General features: G+C 40.9%; 12 protein-coding genes. 11 read left to right on the top strand and 1 reads right to left on the bottom strand.

Annotated elements, in window-relative coordinates:
• The first annotated feature begins 150 nt into the window (after window positions 1–150).
• On the top strand, window positions 151–1119 hold the full coding sequence (locus tag ACTHPA_RS17320) for a DUF2877 domain-containing protein (RefSeq protein ID WP_440502050.1): 969 nt from the start codon (window positions 151–153) through the stop codon (window positions 1117–1119).
• Complete coding sequence (locus tag ACTHPA_RS17315) at window positions 1106–2482, top strand: uracil/xanthine transporter (protein WP_440502049.1); 1377 nt, start codon at window positions 1106–1108, stop codon at window positions 2480–2482. Before ACTHPA_RS17320 ends, ACTHPA_RS17315 begins: the two co-directional genes overlap by 14 nt.
• A gap of 170 nt (window positions 2483–2652) precedes the next feature.
• Here the strand turns inward: ACTHPA_RS17315 and ACTHPA_RS17310 are convergent, their stop codons facing one another.
• Window positions 2653–3525 (bottom strand): alpha/beta hydrolase, encoded by an 873-nt coding sequence (locus ACTHPA_RS17310; protein ID WP_440502047.1) that lies wholly within the window; start codon window positions 3523–3525, stop codon window positions 2653–2655.
• 111 nt (window positions 3526–3636) lie between these two features.
• Here ACTHPA_RS17310 and ACTHPA_RS17305 point away from each other — a divergent pair, with 111 nt between their 5' ends.
• The 9 genes from ACTHPA_RS17305 (at window position 3637) to ACTHPA_RS17265 (ending at window position 14781) form a co-directional block, all read left to right on the top strand.
• Window positions 3637–5295, top strand: a complete 1659-nt coding sequence (locus ACTHPA_RS17305; RefSeq protein ID WP_440502046.1) for a PucR family transcriptional regulator — start codon at window positions 3637–3639, stop codon at window positions 5293–5295.
• 249 nt (window positions 5296–5544) lie between these two features.
• Entirely contained in the window at window positions 5545–6795 is a 1251-nt protein-coding gene (gene allC, locus ACTHPA_RS17300; protein WP_440502134.1) for an allantoate deiminase, read from the top strand.
• A gap of 62 nt (window positions 6796–6857) precedes the next feature.
• The gene (allE, locus tag ACTHPA_RS17295) at window positions 6858–7622 is read left to right on the top strand and encodes a (S)-ureidoglycine aminohydrolase (RefSeq protein WP_440502044.1); all 765 of its coding nucleotides are present in this window, start codon (window positions 6858–6860) and stop codon (window positions 7620–7622) included.
• A 24-nt stretch (window positions 7623–7646) separates the two neighbouring features.
• Window positions 7647–8696, top strand: a complete 1050-nt coding sequence (gene allD, locus ACTHPA_RS17290) for an ureidoglycolate dehydrogenase (protein ID WP_440502042.1) — start codon at window positions 7647–7649, stop codon at window positions 8694–8696.
• 56 nt (window positions 8697–8752) lie between these two features.
• Window positions 8753–9802 carry an ureidoglycolate dehydrogenase gene (allD, locus tag ACTHPA_RS17285; RefSeq protein ID WP_440502040.1) on the top strand — a complete coding sequence of 350 codons (1050 nt, stop codon included), beginning with the start codon at window positions 8753–8755 and terminating at the stop codon, window positions 9800–9802.
• A 129-nt stretch (window positions 9803–9931) separates the two neighbouring features.
• Entirely contained in the window at window positions 9932–11680 is a 1749-nt protein-coding gene (gene fdrA / locus ACTHPA_RS17280) for an acyl-CoA synthetase FdrA (RefSeq protein WP_440502038.1), read from the top strand.
• A gap of 242 nt (window positions 11681–11922) precedes the next feature.
• Window positions 11923–13197 carry a DUF1116 domain-containing protein gene (locus tag ACTHPA_RS17275; RefSeq protein ID WP_440502036.1) on the top strand — a complete coding sequence of 425 codons (1275 nt, stop codon included), beginning with the start codon at window positions 11923–11925 and terminating at the stop codon, window positions 13195–13197.
• A gap of 111 nt (window positions 13198–13308) precedes the next feature.
• On the top strand, window positions 13309–14247 hold the full coding sequence (arcC, locus tag ACTHPA_RS17270) for a carbamate kinase (protein WP_440502034.1): 939 nt from the start codon (window positions 13309–13311) through the stop codon (window positions 14245–14247).
• An 81-nt stretch (window positions 14248–14328) separates the two neighbouring features.
• Complete coding sequence (locus ACTHPA_RS17265) at window positions 14329–14781, top strand: YueI family protein (RefSeq protein ID WP_440502032.1); 453 nt, start codon at window positions 14329–14331, stop codon at window positions 14779–14781.
• Window positions 14782–14869 lie beyond the last annotated feature (88 nt).

Genomic DNA, 14869 nt, shown 5'->3' with positions numbered 1-14869 from the left:
TTATTTTACGTGAAAAGTATACAAAAATCAAGCATCAATTTGTTCATAGTAAACAATGAAATTTTTGATTGATAGCTGTAGAATAGAGTAGATATGAGTAGAAAAGGGAATGCTATTTTTGTGGATATAATCTTGATTCGGGGTGGAAAAATGTTTTATTCAACGGATATGAAGTCAGATCGTTACAATGGGGCGTTTATATTGAATGCTCTTTCAGCGAGCGATGAAGTGGCCCGTATTGTTAAAACAAACCCCAAAGGTCATGTTCATAGTGTTTTTAATACTAGTTTCAATTTAGCTTTTGGCGGACAACTTGTCCATATTGGCGCATTGGAAAATGGACTCGCTCCATTCGGAATTGGAATGGAACAAGCAAATGCGCATTTACTTACGAAGCTCCTTGCAAGTAACTTGGACGTTTCTTGGGATGAAACATCGTCGTCCCTACTATTTCCGAAAGGGATCGTTCTTTCGTTAGGAAAAGTAAATTGGAAGAATCACGAACTGCGCCCATATAAATATCAAATAGATAGCCTTCAAGATAATTTTGAATTTATAGCATCCAAGCTTCTTCAACCTAATTGGCAAACGGGGCTGGCGGAGACGGAGGAAGGAAAAAAGCAAATCATTCAATATATACTAGATCCTTCATCGGCCACTAACGATATTGCCGTCTTAGAACGATTAGATAGTTTGAAGAATCTTGTCTATGATCATGAGTCTAATCCGCAAACTGTCTTTGATTATTGGATCGGTAGAGGGCTCGGGCTTACGCCTAGCGGGGACGATTGTATAACTGGTATTTGTGCGGTTCTATCAGCTTTGGAAGGGGCAGATCAAACTTTTCTGCAAAAGCTAAAACATTATTTAGTTGAACACGGCCAAAAACGAACGACACATATCGCTTTGGAATATCTTCTCTATGCGACCGAAAACAAATTCCATTCCCATCTTCTAAAGTTATGTTATGTTTTAGATAAACCGCATGGGCCTGAATTTTTGAAGGCTGTCGAAGAGATGAAGGAAATTGGGCATACGTCTGGCACAGATACATTAATAGGTGTCTTAATCGGTATGAAAGCTGCCGTTATGCATAAAAGGAAAGGTGATTGTTATTAACGGGTTATTAAAATCAAGTAACTGGATCTCGGGCTTACAGTGGCTCTTTTTTATTTTCACGAATATTGTTGTCATCCCGATCACAGTTGGAGCGGCTTTTGATCTTTCTCCGGAAACGATTGTCAATATGCTTCAACTATCATTTATCGTGACAGGGCTGGCATGTATTGTTCAAGCGTTTTTAGGACATAAGCGGGCCATTATGGAAGGGCAGTCCGGACTTTGGTGGGGAGTTATTTTAACGCTTTGCACTACAGCCGCAGCTCAAGGGATGCCTTTGCCTGTCCTAGGGGGCAGCTTGACAGTCGGTATTATCATTACTGCGGTTATTACGTTTTTAATCGGTGTAACTGGAGTTGGGCCTCATCTTGCCAAGTTGTTCACGCCAGCGGTAATGGGTGTATTTATGTTCTTGTTCGGATGTCAATTGATCGGTATCTTCCTAAAAGGGATGCTCGGTATTCCTTTTGGCAACAAGACTGAAGGTGCACATATTGATCTATCCATTTCATTATTGTCGATCATCATTGCAATTCTAGTTATCGTTATTAGCGTAAAAGCTCCTTCAAGCGTTCGCCGTTATGGCTTGCTCATCGGGATTATCGTCGGTTGGATCGTGTATGCGCTTATCTTTAAACCAGAAAGCCCGATAGGCGAAAATACGAAATTTGCTCTTGAATTATTCCCATTAGGAAAGCCGGCATGGGATATGGGTATTATAATTACGACTATTTTAGCGGGACTGTTAAATACAGCGAACACGTTTGGCGCATTAAAAGGAACGGAAAGCATGTATGAAGTGGAAACGACAAAGTCTGAGTATAGAGCTTCGTTTACGATTACAGGTATTTTCACGTTGATTGCAGGTATTTTTGGCCTCGTTCCAAATTCACCTTATGTTTCATCAATCGGTTTCTTAAGCCAGACAGGTATTATTAAAAGACTTCCGTTCATTCTCGGTGGGTTCATGTTCCTCATCATGGGACTCATTCCACCGCTTGGCCACTTTTTCTCACAGCTGCCGTTAAGCATCGGTAGTGCAGCATTATTTGTTTCTTATTTGCTTCTTTTGAATTCTTCGTTGAATTTCCTTAAGCAAGTTCGATTCAATACAGTCAATGTGTATCGTTCTGCAGTTCCATTGTTTGTTGGAATTATCATCATGACTCTTCCTGCTTCTTATTTCATTACGATTCCAAGCGTTATCCGCCCGTTGCTTAGCAGTGGATTGCTAGTAGGGATCATTTTAGCCCTACTACTTGAAAACCTATTCAACTGGGATAAATATGGAGTGGAAGAAAGCGCTCAGCAAAAGGAAAAAGAAAGCCCGCTTTCAGATGAGACTGTTATGAAAACAAAATGATTAGAACAAAAGCGCAGGGACCTGTCGCTTCTGACGTAAATGAAAAAAGGGCTTGAGAATTTTCTCAAAGCCCTTTTCTCAAAGTGTAGACAAAGTCGTTTTATGACTTTGTCTACACTCTTTTTCAGGAAAGTGGCAATGGGCAGGAATTTCCTCAAAGCCCTTTTGACTTACTGTAAATTGTTCGTTAGGAAGGCGATGACTTCTTTAAAAGCATCTTGGACGATTGGACTTTCCCAATCTTCATCGAATTGATGCTTGCCTTCTGGGATTGTTATGAGTTTATTATCAACGCCGTTTTCCGTTAGCTTTTCTGCCATTAAGACGGATTGCTCATATGGGACATCTTCATCTTTCGTACCGTGAAGCAGAAGTGTAGGCGGATAATCAGCTTCGACATGGAATAGTGGGCAGTATTTCGATATTTCATCTCTCCATACTACGGGAATCAGTCCAGTCAATTCTTCAATCCAAACGCCACTCTGTCTTGCATACATGTAAAGGGCATACCGCTTTTCAATCGGGCCGACTGAAATGATATCATTCGTGATAAGCGATTTGGCAAGTTCCCTTGGCACTGCTGTCATATTAGAATAATGAGGGCTCGGCTTTACTGCCCAATCACCTATAATATCGCCATACCCGTAGAAAGAGACGATCGCTTTCGGCTTATTCCTGAATGTTCCTGTTAACAAAGCAAGGTACCCACCTGCGGAACTTCCGATGACAGCTACTTTTTCTGGATCATAATCAAACTGTTTAGTGCCTTCGTTTTCAACCCAATGAAGGGCGTCGATAAGATCCTGTTGAATGGCAGGCAGTTTAGTTTCCGGCGCCAAACGATAGTCAATCGAAAAGACATTAAAGCCGGCTTGCGTAAATAAATCAATCTGTTCAGGTTTCATATCTTCACGCGATCCCCATAGAAGGCCGCCGCCGTGGATAAAGACAATCAATGGACGAGATTTGTCAGAGGCAGGGTAAAAATCCCCTTTCAGCTCGAAATTAGATTCCTGTTTATAGATGATCGTTGTTTTTGACAATGATGTCACACTTCTTTCTTCGTTTAGATATGCTTTATTTTTATATTGTATAATAAGATGGATATGATTTCGAGAAATGGACTTTGTAGTTACACGGAAAGGACTGGGCAAATGGAGTTTAAAGTTAAAGACTTACTAGCGATGGAGCCCATGAAGAATGCTGAAGTTTTAGGCGGACAAAACTATATTCATAATGTAATTGAAGGTGTAACCATTATGGAGGGACCTGATATTGCAAAATGGCTTAAAGGCGGGGAAGTGATCTTAACTAGCCTCTATTCGATTCGCAATTTTAATGATACAGAAATAAAAGATTTTATTTCCGAATTAGCGGAAAAGCGAGTAAGTGCACTTATTATTAAAAATTTTGGTGAGGCAATTTCCGAGCGGCTGCTTGAAGCGGGCAAAGTGTATAAAATGCCGATCATCAAACTTCCGCAAGAGGTTCCATTTGTCGATGTCATGTATCCGATCATGGGGGAGCTTTTCAATAATCAAGTTACAAAGCTGCAATATTACAAAGAGATTCATGACCGGTTTACAGCGTTATCTCTTGCTGATAAAGGCCTTGAGAAAATTATTCATACACTTGAAGAACTTATCGGCAATCCAGTTGCTCTATTTGATCGTAACTTTACTTGTATCGTTTCAACATATCCTGAGCTGGAAAACTTCGAAATGGTCGAGAAAGTTCACTTTTACGAACAAACATCAGGTATAAAATTTCCTCATTACCGACAAATAGTAAAATACCCGGAAATGGATAATATAAAAGGGCATCAAATTGTTGTCCCGATTGAGACGTTAAATCATAACAAAATGTATTTGTTGATTGGTGAAATTAATAAATCATTAGGAGAACTGGATTTAATAGCTGTTGAAAACGCAGCGACTTCATTATCTCTGGAACTCGTGAAACAGTTTGCGGTTGCTGAAGTTGAAAAGAAATATAAAAATGATTTAATTGAAGAGCTCATTAGCGGGAAAATCCAATCGGTCGATGCTGTATACGAAAAAGCTAACGTCATCGGTTGGGATTTCACGGGGGCTTTTGCGGCGGTACTCTTTAAAATCAATCGATATCCGGAAAATATGCTGAATCAAAATAGCGGACTTTCGGATCGAAGCCATTTTCTAGTCCATGAGGCGATACATCATTATTTGCCGAACGGTATCATTTCAAATAAAAGCAATCTGTTCATCGTCCTTTGGAAAGTTGAGAAGTCTAGCAAATCCGAGTCTTCGTGGATGAACGAGATTAAGAAAACTTCTAGTGCGATTCAAACAGTCATTAACGAACAAGTGAAAGATATTGGCGTTCAAGTTGGAATAGGTAGTGCAGTAAGTGATATTACTGAAATTCCTAAAAGTTACAGAGAAGCACATGACGCACTCGATTTAGGCGAAACGTTGAATGGCTTAGCATCGATTACCGCTTTCTCTGAGTTGGGGATTTTTAGATTGCTTCGCTATGTTAAAGATTCCACTGCATTAACTCAATTCATTCCACATTCTTTGAAAGAATTACTTGATTACCAACAGGCGAATCAAGCAGATTTGCTGGAAACATTGCAGACATTTTTGGAATGCAATCAAAATGCAGCCCAAACTGCCAAGCATCTCTTCGTTCACTACAAGACGGTTGTTTATCGGTTAGATAGAATCAAAGAAATAACAGGAATGAATTTTGATGATGCAGAAGAAATGCTGTCAGTAAGAGTTGGACTTAAGATTTACGAACTTCTTCAACGTGAAAACCAAGAATATTAAAAGAGGCGGCCAAATGTGCAGCCTCTTTTCATTTTCATTATCCATTTTAGATAATTATAAGATGAATCTTTATCTAACTATGCTAAAGACTATTTTGATTAGAACGTTTACAATGAGTGGTGGAGCTAATAGGTCATCTATAGTTGATAAATAATTCATTGCATACTATCGGCATGAATTACAAACAATAAGTTGCGTTTATAAAGAATTTACATAGCTTGGAAAAGGGTGGTGAAATAGGTGAACGATATTAAAACTACTATACAAAAGCTTGAACGTCTTGACGAAGAAACAGCCGGCAAGCTGGAATGGCTAGCTGAATTCGGAAAAGATCCTGAAGGTGGAGTTTCTCGTTTACTCTATACAAAAGAGTGGGTTGAAGGTCAACACGCGCTAAAAGAATGGATGGAAAACGAAGGCCTGGAAGCTCGATTTGATGAAATCGGCAACTTATACGGAACATTAAAAGGGACAAAGACAGATGAAACAATCTTGACGGGGTCCCATGTCGATACTGTGAAAAACGGCGGCCGTTTTGACGGAGCATATGGAATTGTAGCCGGAATCATAGCGTTGAAATATTTGAAAAAACATTTCGGTCAACCTTTACGCAACATTGAAGTCGTTTCGATGGCTGAAGAAGAAGGAAGCCGTTTCCCATACTCATTCTGGGGATCTAAAAACATTGTTGGATTAGCGAAACGTGAAGACGTTGAAGCGATAAAAGACTTTGAAGGTGTTCCTTTTGTAGAAGCAATGACAAAGGCTGGTTTCGCTTTCAGAGACGCTTCAAATGGTCCGCGTGAAGATTTAAAAGCGTTTGTTGAAGTGCACGTAGAACAAGGAAGCGTTTTAGAAATAGAAAAAACGGATATTGGTGTAGTGAATAATATTGTGGGGCAAAGACGGTATACGGTTGAAATAACAGGTCAAGCTAATCATGCTGGAACAACACCAATGGGTTATCGGAAAGATGCTGTTTTTGCGGCAAGCCATATGATCCATGAAATCATTTCCATGGCTAGAAAAATCGGTGATCCACTCGTAACGACAGTTGGAAAAATCGAAGCTTATCCAAACATCGTAAACGTTGTCCCTGGAAAAGCGATTTTCACAATCGATGTCCGTCACACTGATAAAGAAGCGATTATTTCATTCACAGAGCAAATGACGGCTAGGATGCAGGAAATTTCAACTGAACACGAAGTTGAAATGAATATCGATCTGTGGATGGATGAAGATCCAGTTCCGATGGATGAAAGAATCGTCGAACTTATTGAGAAGCAATGTAAAGCAAACGGTTTGAATTACAAAGTAATGCACAGTGGCGCGGGACATGATTCACAAATCTTTGCGCCTGTCATACCGACGGCTATGCTGTTTGTACCTAGTTTAAAAGGAATCAGCCATAATCCTGCTGAATTTACAGAGCCTGCAGATTTGGCGGAAGGCGTCAAAGCACTTATCGGCGCTCTTTACGAATTAGGCTATAAAGAATAACAAATTATTTCGATCGTCAGGTGTATGCCTGAAATTATATACAAATAGAGGAGAATGTAACGATGGGTTATCCAAAAGACTTACTTTCAAGCAGATCTATTATTAAGCCTGGTCAATATGCTTTAATCGCACCAGAGGGATTAGTAAATAATGTGATTCCTGGGTTTGAAAATTGCAGAATCTCCATCCTAGGTTCACCAAAACTTGGTGCAAGCTTTGTCGACTATATCGTCACAATGCACGAAGGCGGAAAGAACAGCAAGGGTTACTGCGGTGAAGAAGATGTACAAAGCTTTGTTTACGTTATTAGCGGTAAAGTGAAAGCGAAAGCGGACGACGAAGAATTCATTTTAGAGGAAAGCGGCTACCTATACTGCCCTCCAGGCGTAACAATGTATTTGGAGAACTTGGAAGCTGGAGATTCACGTCTATTCCTTTACAAGCAAAAGCATAATCCGCTAGAAGGGAAAAAGCCTTGGGTTGTTTCCGGTCATGCGAATGACATCGAATATATGGACTACGATGATATGACAAACGTACACCTTAAAGATCTATTGCCATTAGATCTTGCATTTGATATGAACTTCCATATTCTTTCATTTGACCCTGCAGCAAGTCATCCATTCGTTGAAACACATTATCAAGGTCACGGTGCGTACTTGCTATCAGGCGAGGGTATGTACAATCTAGATAATGAATGGATTCCAGTTAAAAAAGGCGATTACATTTTCATGGCGCCATATGTGCATCAAGCAGCTTATGCAGTTGGTAGAGAGCCATTGACATATGTTTATTCTAAAGATTGTAATCGGGATGCATCACTATAATAATCCCTAAAAAGAGGTGTCATGATGAGAGTAAGTAGAGAAGACTTACAAGGTCTAATCAAGACGAAGCTTCATAAAGCGGGTCTTAAAGAAGAACATGCTGACATCGCGGCAGACGTACTAACGTTTGCCGACGAAAGAGGCATTCACTCCCACGGCGCAATGCGTGTGGAATATTATGCTGAACGTATCGCCAAAGGTGGAATGAATACAAACCCGGACTTTAAATTCGAAAAAACAGGCCCGGCGACAGGAGTATTCCACGGAGACGGCGGAAATGGCCATACAGCGGCGAAATTAGCTATGGACGAAGCCATTAAAATGGCTAAAGAGAGTGGAGTTGCCATTATTGGCGTTCGAGACATCTCTCACAGCGGAGCAATTTCTTACTTTACAAATCAAGCGGCAAATGCTGATTTGATTGGCTTCTCCGTTTGTCAATCTGACCCGATGGTCGTTCCATTTGGCGGTGCTGAACCTTATTATGGTACAAATCCGATCGCTTTTGCTGCACCTAGCAGCGACGGCAGAATGATTACATTGGATATGGCAACGACTGTACAAGCTTGGGGTAAAATCCTTCATGCTCGTTCCAAAAACGAATCCATTCCTGAGACATGGGCAGTTGATAGCGATGGACAACCAACGACAGATCCGATGAAAGTAAATGCGTTACTACCGATTTCAGGTCCTAAAGGTTATGGACTTGCGATGATGGTTGATGTTCTTTCAGGGATTCTTCTTGGACTTCCGTTCGGTAACAAAGTTTCCTCCATGTATGAAGACTTATCTGAGTACCGAAAATTAGGTCAACTCCATATTGTCATCAACCCAGCATTCTTTACAGGATTAGCTGATTTCAAAAATAATATTACTCAAACAATGAGCGATCTAAACGGAATCAAGCCTGCACCTGGCTTCTCAAAAGTCCTTTATCCTGGACAAAACAACGACGTTGTCATTGAGGAGTATAAGGAAAACGGCATCGAGATTGTCGATGACATTTACGAGTATTTAAAATCAGATGTCATCCATAATAATCAATATGATCATAAGAACCCATTCGCTGAGTAATATTCATTATTCGAATATAGATATATCGGTTAAAAAACTTAATAGGGGTGTGTGGAATGCGACTAAGTAGTGAGCAATTGAATGAGTTAATTACAACAAAACTGCATAAAGCAGGATTAACTGAAGATCATGCACGTGGCGTTGCGGACGTACTTGTTCATGCGGATGCCAGGGGAGTTCACTCTCATGGAGCAATGAGAGTTGAATATTATGCAGAGCGAATCGCTAAAGGCGGACTTAATGCAAACCCTAATTTCACATTTGAAAAAACGGGTCCTGCCACTGCTGTTTTTGATGGCGACAACGGAGTAGGGCATGTTGCTGCAAAGTTAGCGATGGACGAAGCGATTCAAATGGCAAAAGAAAATGGAGTAGCAGTCGTTGGCGTAAAAAGGATCGGACATAGTGGTGCTCTTTCTTACTTCGTACAACAAGCTGCAAATGAAAACTTGGTTGGTATTTCAGTATGTCAATCGGACCCTATGGTTGTTCCGTTCGGCGGTTCAGAGCCCTATTACGGAACGAATCCAATTGCTTTTGCAGCACCAGGCAAAGACGGTAAACATATTACATTTGATATGGCGACGACTGTTCAAGCTTGGGGTAAAATACTCCATGCTCGATCAAAAAATGAAACCATTCCAGACACATGGGCAGTTGATAGCGAAGGACATCCTACAACCGATCCATTCAAAGTAAACGCGCTCGTTCCGATAGCAGGTCCTAAAGGTTATGGACTTATGATGATGGTTGACGTTCTATCTGGAATTCTGCTAGGACTTCCTTTTGGAAACAAAGTTTCTTCCATGTACCATGATTTAACCGAATATCGAAATCTAGGACAGCTTCACATCGTTATTAATCCAGAATTCTTCGCTGGGTTAACTACATTCCAAGAAAGCATTGCAACAACAATGCAAGATCTCAATAACATTAAACCGGCTCCTGGTTTTGATCATGTTTCTTATCCTGGGCAAAGAAGTGCCGAAAGGGAAAAGCAATACGAGGAGAACGGAATTGAAATTGTAGATCATATTTATGAATATTTAATTTCAGACGTAGTGCATAACAATGCGTATGATAATAAAAGCCCTTTTGCTAAGTAAGATTTTTTAAAGGAGAAAGGGTGGTCATCCTGAGTGGCCACCCCCTTTTCTGTGCCGATTTTCCATTGGCGTCTTTGATTTTACGTAATGAATGTATTGAAAAAATAACAATAAGAGGTGCGTGAAAACATGCTTTATACGATTGTAAAACAGAATTCATATCAGGATTCAGTTAACCTAATGCTTCTCACGAATAAAATTTCTACAATGGAAGGCGTAAACAAAGTTCAAATTATGATGGGAACGCCTGCTAACAAAGATATCTTCAAAACTGCTGGCCTATTTACAGACGAGCTTGAAGGTGCTGCTTCAAACGATATGTGTATCGTTGTCGACACAGAAAATGAAGAGAAAATCCAAGAAGTTCTTGATGAAGTAGACAATTACTTAAGCAACCAAGCAATTAGCGCTGGTAAAGAAGCTTTTGAAACTGTTAACTCATGGGACAAAGCTGTAAATGCACTTCCGGATGCCAATATTGCGATCATCTCTACACCAGGTCAATATGCTGCAGAAGAAGCAGAAAAAGCGCTTGACCGAGATATGCACGTTATGATCTTCAGTGACAACGTAACAATTGAAGATGAGCGCCGCATTAAAGAAAAAGCACATGAAAAAGGTCTTCTTGTCATGGGACCTGATGCTGGTACAGTAATCGTTTCTGGTGTTCCTCTTGCATTCGCAAACGTTGTAAAAACAGGAAAAATTGGCGTTATCGGTGCTTCAGGAACAGGAATCCAAGAAGTAACGACTGAAATCGACCGTCTTGGTGCAGGTGTAAGCCATGCAATCGGTACTGGTGGACGTGACCTTTCTGATAAAATCGGTGCAATCACAATGTTAGACGGCCTCAGAGCGTTGGCGCAACATAACCAAACAGAAGTGATCACACTTATTTCTAAGCCACCTGCAAAAGAAGTTCGTGACGAAGTTGTACAATTGCTACACAGCATCTCTAAACCGGTTGTTGCCATCTTCCTTGGAGAAGAGCCTCATAACCATGAAGGAAATGTATACTATGCAAACACACTTGAAGAAACAGCAGCAATCGCTGTCGATCTTGTAAAAGGCAACCCGATCAAATCAAATTATAATCATCTTGAAGACGAAGTACCTTCAGTTGAGTTGAAACCTGAACAAAAAACAATCAAAGGTCTTTATTCCGGCGGTACGCTTGGATATGAAGCAGCTACATTGATCAGCAGAGGCTTGAACCTTGGAGAAACTGACCATCACCAAGCTGGCTACCTTCTAAATGCGGACGGCTTTGAAGTAATTGACCTTGGTGACGATATTTACACACAAGGAAAACCGCATCCAATGATCGATCCGGATACAAGAATTCAATTCTTCCAAAAAGCTGCTCAAGACGAGTCAACAGCAATCATCCTATTTGACGTAGTTCTTGGATATGGTTCACACGATGATATGGCTGGCGCATTGCTTCCAGGCATCGAAAAAATCCAACAAGAAACTAAAGCAAATGGAAGAAACGTTTACTTCGTAGCAACTGTTTGTGGTACAGATCAAGATCCACAAGGAATCGACGAGCAAAAAGCGAAACTAGAAAAAGCTGGCGTTATCCTACGTGATAGCAACAACCAAGCTACTTTAACAGCATTAGCAATGCTCGGCATTCAAGTTGAAGAGGTTGAAAAAGAAGTAGTTCCTGCAAAAGCAGAAGCTGCAAACGTTGACTTTTCAGTTTCCGAAGCAATCGAGAGACTATTGAATGAAAAACCAAGCGTCGTTAACGTTGGTTTGAAGAAATTCACTGAATCGATTACTGCTACCGGTGGCAGAGTTGTTCAATATGACTGGCGTCCAGTTGCTGGCGGAAACCCAAGACTTCGCAAAATCTTGAGCCTTCTTAAGTAATATCAAAAGCGGAAGCGCCTGGCCAGGGGCGACAGGCATAAGACGAATTGGCGAAGAGGCGTTTTTTGCCTCACAGCCAAGTTGGCTTATGACCCGAGCCCCTAGGCGCTGGAGCTAGACGTATCAAAAGCGGAAGCGCCTATTAGGGGCTTAAATATGGACCCGTTGGCGCTGTAGCTGAAGGCACTGGATTTGGAAGCAGCATTTTATGAGAAATATTGAATTTTCAGGAGGAAACCACTATGTACGGACAATTTAAAACAATTGATGAAGCAAACCGAGCGGTTATCGATAAAGTTGTATCAGGCGCACCATTTTTATTGGATGTTGTTGCAGCGAAATCCGTAATTGAAGAGCTCAATGGAAAAGTGTTGCTTCATGCTGGCCCACCAATTAAATGGGAAAACATGACAAGCCCGATGCAAGGATCTTGTATTGGTGCTACACTATTCGAAGGCTGGGCGACAAACGCTGACGATGCACGCAAGATGCTTGAAAACGGAGAAATCGAATTCATTCCATGCCACCATGTGAACGCTGTTGGTCCAATGGGCGGTATCACTTCTGGTAATATGCCTGTTCTTGTCGTTGAAAACCAAGATGGCGGAAATCGTGCTTACTGCACAATGAACGAAGGAATCGGTGCTGTACTTCGTTTCGGTGCATACTCAAAAGAAGTTATTAACCGTCTTAACTGGTTCAGAGATATTCTTGGACCAACACTATCTAAAGCTCTTAAAATTAAAGGTGACGGCCTAAACGTTAACGTTATGATGGCGAAAGCAATTACAATGGGTGACGAATTCCACCAACGTAATATTGCTGGATCACTTATCTTCTTGAAAGAAATCGTTCCTTACATCCTACAAACTGATGTAAACGAAAATGACAAGCAAGATGTAATTCAATTCCTTGCAGACACAGATCAATACTTCTTGAACATCGCAATGGCTTCTACAAAGGCTGTAATGGACTCTGCAAGACAAATCCAACAAGGTACAGTTGTAACAGCAATGTGCCGTAACGGATATGAATTCGGTATCCGTATCGCAGGTATGGGTGACCAATGGTTCACAGCACCAGTTAACACGCCGCAAGGTCTATTCTTCACAGGATACGATCAAGATATGGCTTGTAAAGACATGGGTGACAGTGCAATCACTGAAACATTCGGTGTCGGCGGTATGGCTATGATCGCTGCTCCTGGTGTTACACGTTTCGTAGGTGCCGGCGGTATGGACGACGCTGTTACGACAAGTAATGACATGATGGATATTTGTATCGATCACAACCCGAACTTCTCTATTCCTACTTGGGACTTCAAAGGTTCTTGCCTAGGAATCGACGCTAGAAAAGTTGTTGAAACTGGAATCGAGCCGGTTATCAACACTGGTATCGCTCACAAAGAAGCTGGCGTTGGACAAATCGGTGCAGGTACAGTTCGTGCTCCATTAGCTTGCTTTGAAAAAGCAATCGATGCTTACGCAGTGAAGCTTGGTTTAATCGAAGCGGAATAATGGATTCATGTGGAGAGGAATAGTCATTAGCTAGTTCCTCTCCATTTTTCTGTTAGGAATTCAGTGGTTTCAAATGAAGAATATTTTTTCTTACTTAAAGGAGAGTTAGCGATGAGCAAAAAAATCGTTTTAGCGATTGGCGGAAATGCGATTATTAAAGAAGGTCAAAAAGGAACACTTGAAGAGCAAGTCCAAAACATTAACGAAAGTGTTGAGCCTGTCATCGATTTAATCGAACAAGGAAACACTGTCGTTATCACACACGGAAACGGTCCACAAGTTGGTAATACATTGATTAAAAACCAAGTTGCAGAATCTGTAGTCCCAGCATTTCCTCTTGATGTATTAGATGCTGAAACTCAAGGGAACTTAGGATACCTCATTCAACAAGCATTTAGAAATAAAATGGTCGAGCGTAAAATAAACAGACCGGTTGCGACAATTATTACTCAATCTGTCGTTTCTAAAGACGATGCTGCTTTCTCGAACCCAACAAAACCAATCGGTCCATTCTACACGCAAGAAGAGTTGGACAAAATTCTTGAGACTGAAGAAATTTCTTACGTTGAGGACAGCGGCCGTGGATACAGACGCGTTGTAGCTTCTCCAAAACCGGTTACTATCGTTGAGAAAGAAGCGATCCAAGCACTTCTTGACAAAGAAATCACAGTCATCACTGCTGGTGGCGGCGGAATCCCTGTAGTTGAAGAGAACGGCATGCTGAAAGGTACGGATGCTGTTATTGATAAAGACTTTGCAAGCGCATTGTTAGCTGCGGAAATCAATGCAGATTACCTCTTCATCTTAACAGGTGTTGAACAGGTAGCGATCCACTTCGGTACTCCACAACAACAGAACTTGTTTGAAATGACAGTTGAAGAAGCACTTCGCTACATGGATGAAGGTCACTTCCCGAAAGGAAGCATGGGTCCAAAAATCGAAGCAGCGATTATGTTCTTGGAAAAAGGCGGCAAAAACGTCGTCATCACATCAATGGACAAACTTCAAGATGCACTCGAAGGAAAAACAGGTACTCGCGTAACTCTATAATATAAACAGAATGGCAGCTCTCGTAGCTGTCTTTTTGTGCATTTTTATATGACAGGGACATTCAAAAAAGGGCGTGTTTCAATGTCTGATAATATTGATGACTATATTCAACAAGGAATGTTTGGTACTAAACAAACAAAGCCGGACGAACGCCGGAAATTCCTCGGAACAATTCGCGAACGGATCGTCATTGCACTTACACAAGAACAAGTGAAAGAGCAAGGCATTTATAAACAAGTCGAAGATGCCATAAAAGAAAATAAAAAAGCTCGTCTATATTTAAACGGAAATATAAATTATGGCGTGCTGTCAAAATATACGAAAATTGCATCCAAACATGGTGTGAATTACACATTTGTCACTAACAAAAAACATAATTCCGAAATTGGACTCCTCCTTGCATATGACCATGCCATTAACAAAGAGGAGATTTACGTCAAAAAAGAAATTCCCACACCGACGCCTCAACAAATCAAAAACGAAAAGAAAGGCCTCCTCTCCATCCTCTCAAAACTCTTCAAGCAGCAAAATTAGAGTTGGCAGTGTCCATTAGCGTTGCAGGTCAAGGAATATCTGGAAAATGGTCCACTTTAATGAATACTATTGCTTGAATAAACACAAA

Source organism: Sporosarcina sp. SAFN-015, assembly GCF_051966875.1.
GTDB lineage: Bacteria > Bacillota > Bacilli > Bacillales_A > Planococcaceae > Sporosarcina.
The sequence above is the reverse complement of the archived record's forward strand: the minus strand, read 5'-3'. Positions and strand labels throughout refer to the sequence as shown.